7 protein-coding genes are annotated in these 7,198 nt (G+C 34.2%); 5 read left to right on the top strand and 2 right to left on the bottom strand.

Translation table 11 applies throughout. The features are described 5' to 3' along the window. Window positions 1–757: 757 nt before the first annotated feature. On the top strand, window positions 758–1,849 hold the full coding sequence (locus tag BMW37_RS12990; RefSeq protein ID WP_093321948.1) for an FAD:protein FMN transferase: 1,092 nt from the start codon (window positions 758–760) through the stop codon (window positions 1,847–1,849). Between the two features lie 58 nt (window positions 1,850–1,907). Here BMW37_RS12990 and BMW37_RS12995 read toward each other — a convergent pair whose 3' ends face one another. Continuing rightward, a complete protein-coding gene (locus BMW37_RS12995; protein WP_093321951.1) occupies window positions 1,908–2,366 on the bottom strand; it encodes an outer membrane lipoprotein in 459 nt (152 codons plus the stop codon). A 221-nt stretch (window positions 2,367–2,587) separates the two neighbouring features. Between BMW37_RS12995 and BMW37_RS13000 the strand changes: the two genes are divergently transcribed. Next, on the top strand, window positions 2,588–2,917 hold the full coding sequence (locus tag BMW37_RS13000; RefSeq protein WP_093321953.1) for a TusE/DsrC/DsvC family sulfur relay protein: 330 nt from the start codon (window positions 2,588–2,590) through the stop codon (window positions 2,915–2,917). A 115-nt stretch (window positions 2,918–3,032) separates the two neighbouring features. Here BMW37_RS13000 and BMW37_RS13005 read toward each other — a convergent pair whose 3' ends face one another. Continuing rightward, the gene (locus BMW37_RS13005) at window positions 3,033–4,619 is read right to left on the bottom strand and encodes an ABC transporter substrate-binding protein (RefSeq protein WP_245711073.1); all 1,587 of its coding nucleotides are present in this window, start codon (window positions 4,617–4,619) and stop codon (window positions 3,033–3,035) included. A gap of 418 nt (window positions 4,620–5,037) precedes the next feature. Between BMW37_RS13005 and BMW37_RS13010 the strand changes: the two genes are divergently transcribed. The 3 genes from BMW37_RS13010 to tnpB all read left to right on the top strand — a co-directional run bounded on the left by BMW37_RS13010 (window position 5,038) and on the right by tnpB (window position 7,093). Beyond that, complete coding sequence (locus tag BMW37_RS13010) at window positions 5,038–6,114, top strand: hypothetical protein (protein ID WP_093321958.1); 1,077 nt, start codon at window positions 5,038–5,040, stop codon at window positions 6,112–6,114. Between the two features lie 167 nt (window positions 6,115–6,281). After that, complete coding sequence (locus tag BMW37_RS13015; protein ID WP_093321961.1) at window positions 6,282–6,758, top strand: hypothetical protein; 477 nt, start codon at window positions 6,282–6,284, stop codon at window positions 6,756–6,758. Further along, window positions 6,755–7,093, top strand: a complete 339-nt coding sequence (gene tnpB / locus BMW37_RS13020) for an IS66 family insertion sequence element accessory protein TnpB (RefSeq protein WP_093321964.1) — start codon at window positions 6,755–6,757, stop codon at window positions 7,091–7,093. The genes BMW37_RS13015 and tnpB overlap by 4 nt, the downstream gene beginning before the upstream one ends. Window positions 7,094–7,198 lie beyond the last annotated feature (105 nt).

The following is a 7,198-nucleotide window of genomic DNA, read 5'->3' on the forward strand; positions in this document are numbered from 1 at the left end:
ATCCACTATTATCTTAAATTTTAATAATACATTTCATTTTGCTTAACTTTGTAAGATCTAGTTTAACACAGCAAATGTAAAAATATTTAATACCTACACAGATTCACGTATCCAGACAAAAAAATAAAAACATCATTTTCAATTCAAACGCTAGGCTCGCAAAATAACATGACCCAACTGTTGTAAATTAATTTGATAGCGTAACGCTTTATTTTGATGATCTAATTCTAACAACAATAGTGTCAGTTTAGTTACTCTGTTGATATGTGGGTTAAAATTAAGATTCAAAGGGATAGTAGTGATGTTGAAATTGCTGCTCAGTTAGAAGCATTCATAATTTTTTATATAAAAGCAAATAGAGTGTCAATTAACCGATATTTTTTATACACGTTCCTAACGTATCACTACATTCATCTATTATCAGTTTATGATCTAGAACATATAAAGTTTCAAATGCATAAGCTATGTCTAAGTTACTTTTCCTTTCAATTCCATTGAATTCAGTTGTACAATTTAGATTGTATTTTTCTGTTACGGTAATAAAATGGGAGTATCTAAAATAAATTTTTCTTTTTAAAAAGTATCTACTATTTTTTAGATAATTAGTTTTCAAATATCAATGATTACTTGTACATCATACAAACCTCACATTAAAAATATTGTAAATACTTTGTATATCAGATGACAAAACAGTATCTTTACTTACATATTACAATGCAGCTTATATATCACAAGCAAGACAAAGGAATGAATTAGCATGTATAACAAACAATCTCCGAGTAAATTTTTTAAGCCAATCTTATCTCTTACATTTATAGTGGCAGCAGTATCTACTTTATCAAGTTGTGATAATAACGCCAAAAATGAGCAGACGTTAATCATGCATGAACTGAAAGGCCAAACAATGGGCACTTATTACAATATTAAATATGTGACAAAGGCCACAGCTGATAGCGAAACAACTATATTGTCTCCTGAAGCAATTCAAGCAGAAGTTGATAAATACCTTGAGGCAATTAATGATGATATATCTACATACCGTACACACTCAGCTCTTTCATTATTTAATCAATCTACTAGCCTTGAACCTATAAAAATACCTGAATCTATGGCTGAAAACATTTTAATTTCACAAAAAGTTGGACGTGCAACTCATAATGCTATGGACATCACAGTTGGTCCACTTGTAAACCTTTGGGGATTTGGTCCAGAAAAAGTTCCAGACAAAGTTCCAACAGACGAAATGATAGATATAGCAAAATCGAAAGTTGGGCTAGATAAACTTACTTTAATTAGTCAGAATGATGGATTTTATTTACAAAAGCACATACCAGAGTTATATGTTGATTTATCAACTGTTGGTGAAGGTTATGGAGCTGATGAGGTGGGTAAATTATTGAGAAAATTAGGTATTACTGATTATTTAGTTTCGATTGGAGGTACAATAAATGCTCTTGGCGTTAATGATAAAGGCAAAGAATGGCGTGTAGCTATTGAAAAACCCAGCGATACAGAATTTGAAGTCCAACAAGCTATTGATTTAAGAGGTCAAAGTATTAGTACCGCTGGAAGCTACCGTAATTATTTTGAAAAAAATGGTAAGCGCTATTCTCATGTTATCGATCCATCAACGGGTAAACCTATTGAACATAAGCTAGTTTCAGCAACAGTTATTTCACCAACAGCATTAGAAGCAGATGCTTGGGATACAGGCTTAATGGTACTAGGTCGTGATAAAGCACTTGAAGTTGCAGAAAAAAACGGTTTAGCTGTTTACTTAATTACTAAAACTGATGCAGGTTTTGAAGTAGATATGACAGAAAATTTTCAAGCTTTTTTAGCAAATTAGATATTTCCCCACCTATTCATCTATAATCAATAGGTGGGCAATAGTCATATGCTATAACTTATCTTGGTAAAACCGTCGTAACACCGTTGTTCGCTGTTGCTACAGCAACTCGTTGACCAGCTCTGAACTGTGCAGCAGTACCAGGTTGTTCGTTAATTATAGTGCTACCACTATCTAAACGCACTTCAACCCTTACACCAGTTTGTCTATTCATAGCGTTTTGTGCTGCGTTTCCAGCCATCGCACCACCAACAGCACCCGCTGCTGTAGTAACATTACGGCCTCTACCACCACCAATAGTATTACCTACCACACCACCAAGTACAGCGCCTGCAATTGCACCAACTGGAGCACCACCTTCTGTTTGGATGATTACATCTTGAGCTGCCACAAGTGTGCCATAGCTAACTGTTTGTGCTCGTTGAGCTTGATTCGAACTAACAACATTACTATTATCAGCAACACAACCTGCTAGTGAGGTTGAAATTAATACTGCAACTGCGATTCGTTTAAACATAGCTAACTCCTTAAAAGCGATATTATGCATTCTAATTTCACTGCTTTTATTTAATTTATAAGGCAAAAGTATAGTATGATAGATTAGATCTAATCAAACATATTTGCATAATATCTCTTTTCGGTATAATAATTCAAATGTTAATTCTTTCAAATTGTAGATACTTGTAAAGATTCATATTAATTACAGCAGCAACAAATAAAATTCAGGATTAATTTAACATGTTAATTTACCAAGAAAAAATAATTGAAACAGACAAGGAAGGATATCTAGTGAATGTAGACGATTGGACTCCTGAAATCGCAGAACTGATTGCAGGAAAAGAGGATATAATATTGACGCAAGCACACTGGTCAGTTATCAACTTTGTTCGTAATTTTTATCACGACTATAATACCTCACCAGCGATACGCCTTTTAGTGAAACTATTAAAAGAAGCCTTTGGAGAAAAGATAGGCAATAGTATCTATCTGCAGCGACTCTTCCCCAAAGGACCGGCTAAACAAGCCTGCAAAATTGCAGGGCTACCCAAACCTATAAAATGTCTATGATAAATACAATTCTAAGACTAGCCAGGTAGATTTCTAATTAAACTCAGTTTAATTTAACCTAGCTTTAGTTATTCAAAGTATACTAAAGCCAGTATATTTCAGGGTTATAGGCTTATCATTTAGACTCAATTGACGCAGGATAAAAATCATGTTTCCCTCTTGGGCTGATTTTATAGCCTGAAACACGTTTACTAACTGGATCAAATACAGTTGAATTTGCAATCATCATTGCTGGAATTTGTTCATGCATAATAACTTGAGCCTGCTTATATAACTCAATTCGTTTTTCATGATTGATTTCTGTTCTTGCAGGTAGAATGATATTTTCAAAAGGTTCGTAACACCAACGTGAATAATTTGACCCATCTTGAGCTGCTTGGCAGCTAAATAAAGTTGCAAAAAAATTATCTGGATCACCGTTGTCCCCTGTCCATCCCATCATAACGACATCATGTTCACCATCCTTCGCTCTTTTTAAGTACTCTCCCCATTCGTAAGATACAATATTTGCCTTGACACCAATCTTAGCCCAATCTGCTTGGATCATCTCAGCCATTCTTCTTGCATTTGGATTATAAGGGCGTTGCACAGGCATAGCCCAAAGATCAATGTTAATAGAATCAGCAAGCCCAGCTTCAGCTAGCAATGCTTTTGCTTTTTCAACATCGTAAGGATGATCAACAATATCATCATTATACCCCCACATCGTAGGTGGAATTAAATTTTTTGCAGATTGCCCTGCACCTTGATAAACAGCATCGATTATTGCAGCTTTATTTACTGCATAGGTTAATGCTTTTCTAACCCTAAGATCATCTAAAGGTGGTTTTGTTACATTAAATGATAAATACCCAATATTTAAACCCGGTGCTTCTTGCACTATGATATTAGGATCTTTTTGAATCATTGCAATATCACTTGGATTTGGATATGGCATCATCTGACACTCGTCTTTTTGCATTTTTGCATAGCGAATTGCTGCGTCAGGAGTAATAGAATAAATTAATGTCTCAATTTTTGAAGGACCAGCCCAGTGATCTTCAAAAGCATCATAAATGATAGTCGAATCTTGTTGATATTCTGCAAGCTGAAATGGGCCAGTCCCTACCGGTCTTAGATCTACCCATTCAGGTGTACCTGCTTGCATCATTAAATCAGCATATTCAGCAGATAAAACAGATGCATAGTCCATAGCCATATTAGCTAAGAATGGTGCTTCAGATCTTGAAAGAATAAATTCCACAGTATGATCATCAATTTTGTTGATCTCACTTATAATTTCACCCATTCCCATGCCCTGAAAATACTCATAGGTTCCACCTGAAACCTTATGAAAAGGATGGTTTGTATCTTTTTGACGTAAATAAGTAAAGAGTACGTCATCAGCATTAAATTCACGAGTCGGAGTAAAATCATCTGTCTGATGATATTTAACTCCTTTTCTTAAATGAAAAGTATAACGTTTACCATCTTCACTCACATCCCAGCGTTCAGCAAGACCAGGTTCTAGCTCTGTTGTACCATATTTAAATTGTACTAATGTGTCGTACATAGGAACGGCTGTTGCATCATTAGTTGTACCTGATGTATACAATTGTGGATTAAATCCTTCTGGTGAGGCCTCTGAACAATAGACTAAAGTATTGGCGTGAGCAGCAATTTGCATCCCAAATAGACATAATGCAAGTGAACTTAATTTCATTACTTTTGATTTAATTTTTTTCATAATATCCCTTTTATAATTTGTAACTGTTATTATTCAAACTCAAAGTATTGAATTTGTAAATACAGCAATCAAGCAACTTTTTTTTAACAAATAGATAGTATCTTCTTCACTTATGTTTTCAAGAGCGGTGAACATTTTTTGCAAGTCATGTCTCATTTTGGATTTTTTTAGTACTAAACAAATAAATTAACCACGATTTGTTGTCTATTTGAAGCATGATTAAATGCAATTAATGATATTTTGTTATGTTTTTAGTCATAAAATAGGATAAAATCTCCTGATAGGATACAAACATATTATTCGCACATACTTAACCCATTAAATAAATTGAATTTAATAACGTAATTTAATTCTTAGGTGTAAACTTAACTGTCTTATCGAGAAGGTAACTAAAATGATTTTCTTTAAAAAACGCTTATGGTTCTTTTTAATTCCTCTATATTTAGCCACTGTAGTAAAGTCACAGGCAGAAGAAGACCCAATTAATGTTTATGAAGGTACCATTAAAACCTATCCAATTGTAATTCAATTTTCTCAGTCTGATTATGGTGTATCTGGTTCATATTTTTATAAAAAACAAAGTCGAGATATACCTTTAGAAGGCCGTTTAATTGAAGGGCAACTTTATTTCGAAGAGGGAGAAGCTGATAGTGGTCAAGGAATGGTCCTTAATTTATTTAACGAACCCATCGATGGAAAATGGTTTAACCTTAACAAAGATACTGAATTACCTATTGCTATAACACCTGTTACTTCTGTAGATGTATCAAACGAAACATCAAATGCCTTGAAAAAAATTGCTGAAAATGATTTATATGAATATTTAAGGCACAAAACCCTACCACTGACAAAAGATAAAAGTACACAATTTATGGAGCAATCAATACAGTGGTATATAGAACCAAAATCTGCAAAAAAGCTATTTACAATCAACTCAGATTCATACAACTCACTTAATACTAACTTAGAGTTTTACTTTCGTTCCTATTTAAGCCTTGCTTTTAGGTGTTCTGATGTTGATTTTGTTATGACACCAACCTACCTTACGAATGATATCACTAGCTTTGAAATCACTGGTAATTACTATTGCCCAGAGATGCCACACCCTAATATTATCCATCAAAATTTTAATTTCCATAATAAAAGCGGAAAACTGCTTAATTTATCAGATGTGCTGTCCTTACCTAATCCAGAATATAAAAATGACTGGATACTTGAACAGCTGCTAGAAAGATACCCTGATAAAATGAATGATAGTGAATGCCCCTATTTAGAGGCAGACTCTTGGAATATTAGTGAAGAGAATGACTGGGTAATCACTGAACAAGGGATTAAGCTCAACCCTCAGTTTCCTCATGTATTAGCGGCTTGTGGTGGACCTGATTGGGCTATACTACCTTTTGAACTAATAGCTCAACACCCTAGCTTAATAAGCATTCCAAGCGCAGGGGCAAAAAAAACAAGTAATTAAGATTTGTACAAAAGAATCTTAGTTATCAATTATAGCACTCCTAATTTAACAAAATATTTAAGCCTTTATTAGTTAGTCGATTTGTAAGCATCCGCTGAACACATCTAGAATAAGCCTATATATTCACTAAACTAAGCATAATTTCAATCAATCGAGGATTATGCTTTATGATTAAATTCACACTACAAGAAAAAATCGCACATTTAGAAGCACGCGCAGCCTCTGGACTTAAAATGGCTGAGTATGCGGCTTTGCATAATATCAATTTTAGCTCATTTAGATGTTGGCCCTATCAAGTAAAAAAAGCTTTATCAGCTAAATCTATTAATTCTACTCAAGAACAATCTTTACATGCCACAGATATCTCAGCTACGCCAGTATCGCAAAATACGCCACTCACAGCCACACTTGTACCTGTTAAAGTGATAGAGCCAACTCAAAAGTTGCCATCTCAAACTCACACAGATAAACCTGTAGTATTCCCAGAATCTAATATTCAAACAAAATACCACGAGGACATACATCGTATTCATGAATCGAATTTTAAACAACCGCCTCCTGAAGTAACAGTTATCTTACCTTCTGGTTTGCAGGTTAAGTGCGATATTGTTTTACTAAGCCAGGTTATGGGAGTTGTGTCATGATTTATTCACATTCTATTTATTTTGTGACAAATCCAATTGACATGCGTTCTGGGATGGACCGTTTGACCACTTTTTTGCAGGTTAATTTTCCCAAAAAATGTTACTCCGGAGCGCTATTTATTTTCACTAATCGTCAACGGAGCATGTTCAAATTAATCAGTATTGATCCTCATGGTATGTGGTTATGTCAGCGCAAATTACACCAAGGTCATTTTCCTAAATTTCAAACTGGACAATCTGAACTAATTTTGACACAAGCGCAATTTAATTGGTTATGCAAAGGGTTCGATTTTTCTAAAATTGATGGCTTGAACTTAGCTAGTTATCAACACTAAGAGCAGTCATTTTTTATTGCCAGCCAATCAATTAAACAACTGTTTTAATTGATTTAAATTGGATTTTTTTGGTATAATTACACCTATGAAAAATCAACCGAAACC

Source organism: Thorsellia anophelis DSM 18579 (assembly GCF_900111395.1).
In the GTDB taxonomy this organism is placed as follows: domain Bacteria; phylum Pseudomonadota; class Gammaproteobacteria; order Enterobacterales; family Thorselliaceae; genus Thorsellia; species Thorsellia anophelis.

Excerpts from the sequence above, each read along its gene's own strand:
- BMW37_RS12990 (WP_093321948.1), top strand. The coding sequence starts at position 758 with ATGTATAACAAACAATCTCCGAGTAAATTTTTTAAGCCAATCTTATCT.
- BMW37_RS12995 (WP_093321951.1), bottom strand. The coding sequence starts at position 2,366 with ATGTTTAAACGAATCGCAGTTGCAGTATTAATTTCAACCTCACTAGCA.
- BMW37_RS13000 (WP_093321953.1), top strand. The coding sequence starts at position 2,588 with ATGTTAATTTACCAAGAAAAAATAATTGAAACAGACAAGGAAGGATAT.
- BMW37_RS13005 (WP_245711073.1), bottom strand. The coding sequence starts at position 4,619 with ATGAAATTAAGTTCACTTGCATTATGTCTATTTGGGATGCAAATTGCT.
- BMW37_RS13010 (WP_093321958.1), top strand. The coding sequence starts at position 5,038 with ATGATTTTCTTTAAAAAACGCTTATGGTTCTTTTTAATTCCTCTATAT.
- BMW37_RS13015 (WP_093321961.1), top strand. The coding sequence starts at position 6,282 with ATGATTAAATTCACACTACAAGAAAAAATCGCACATTTAGAAGCACGC.
- tnpB (WP_093321964.1), top strand. The coding sequence starts at position 6,755 with ATGATTTATTCACATTCTATTTATTTTGTGACAAATCCAATTGACATG.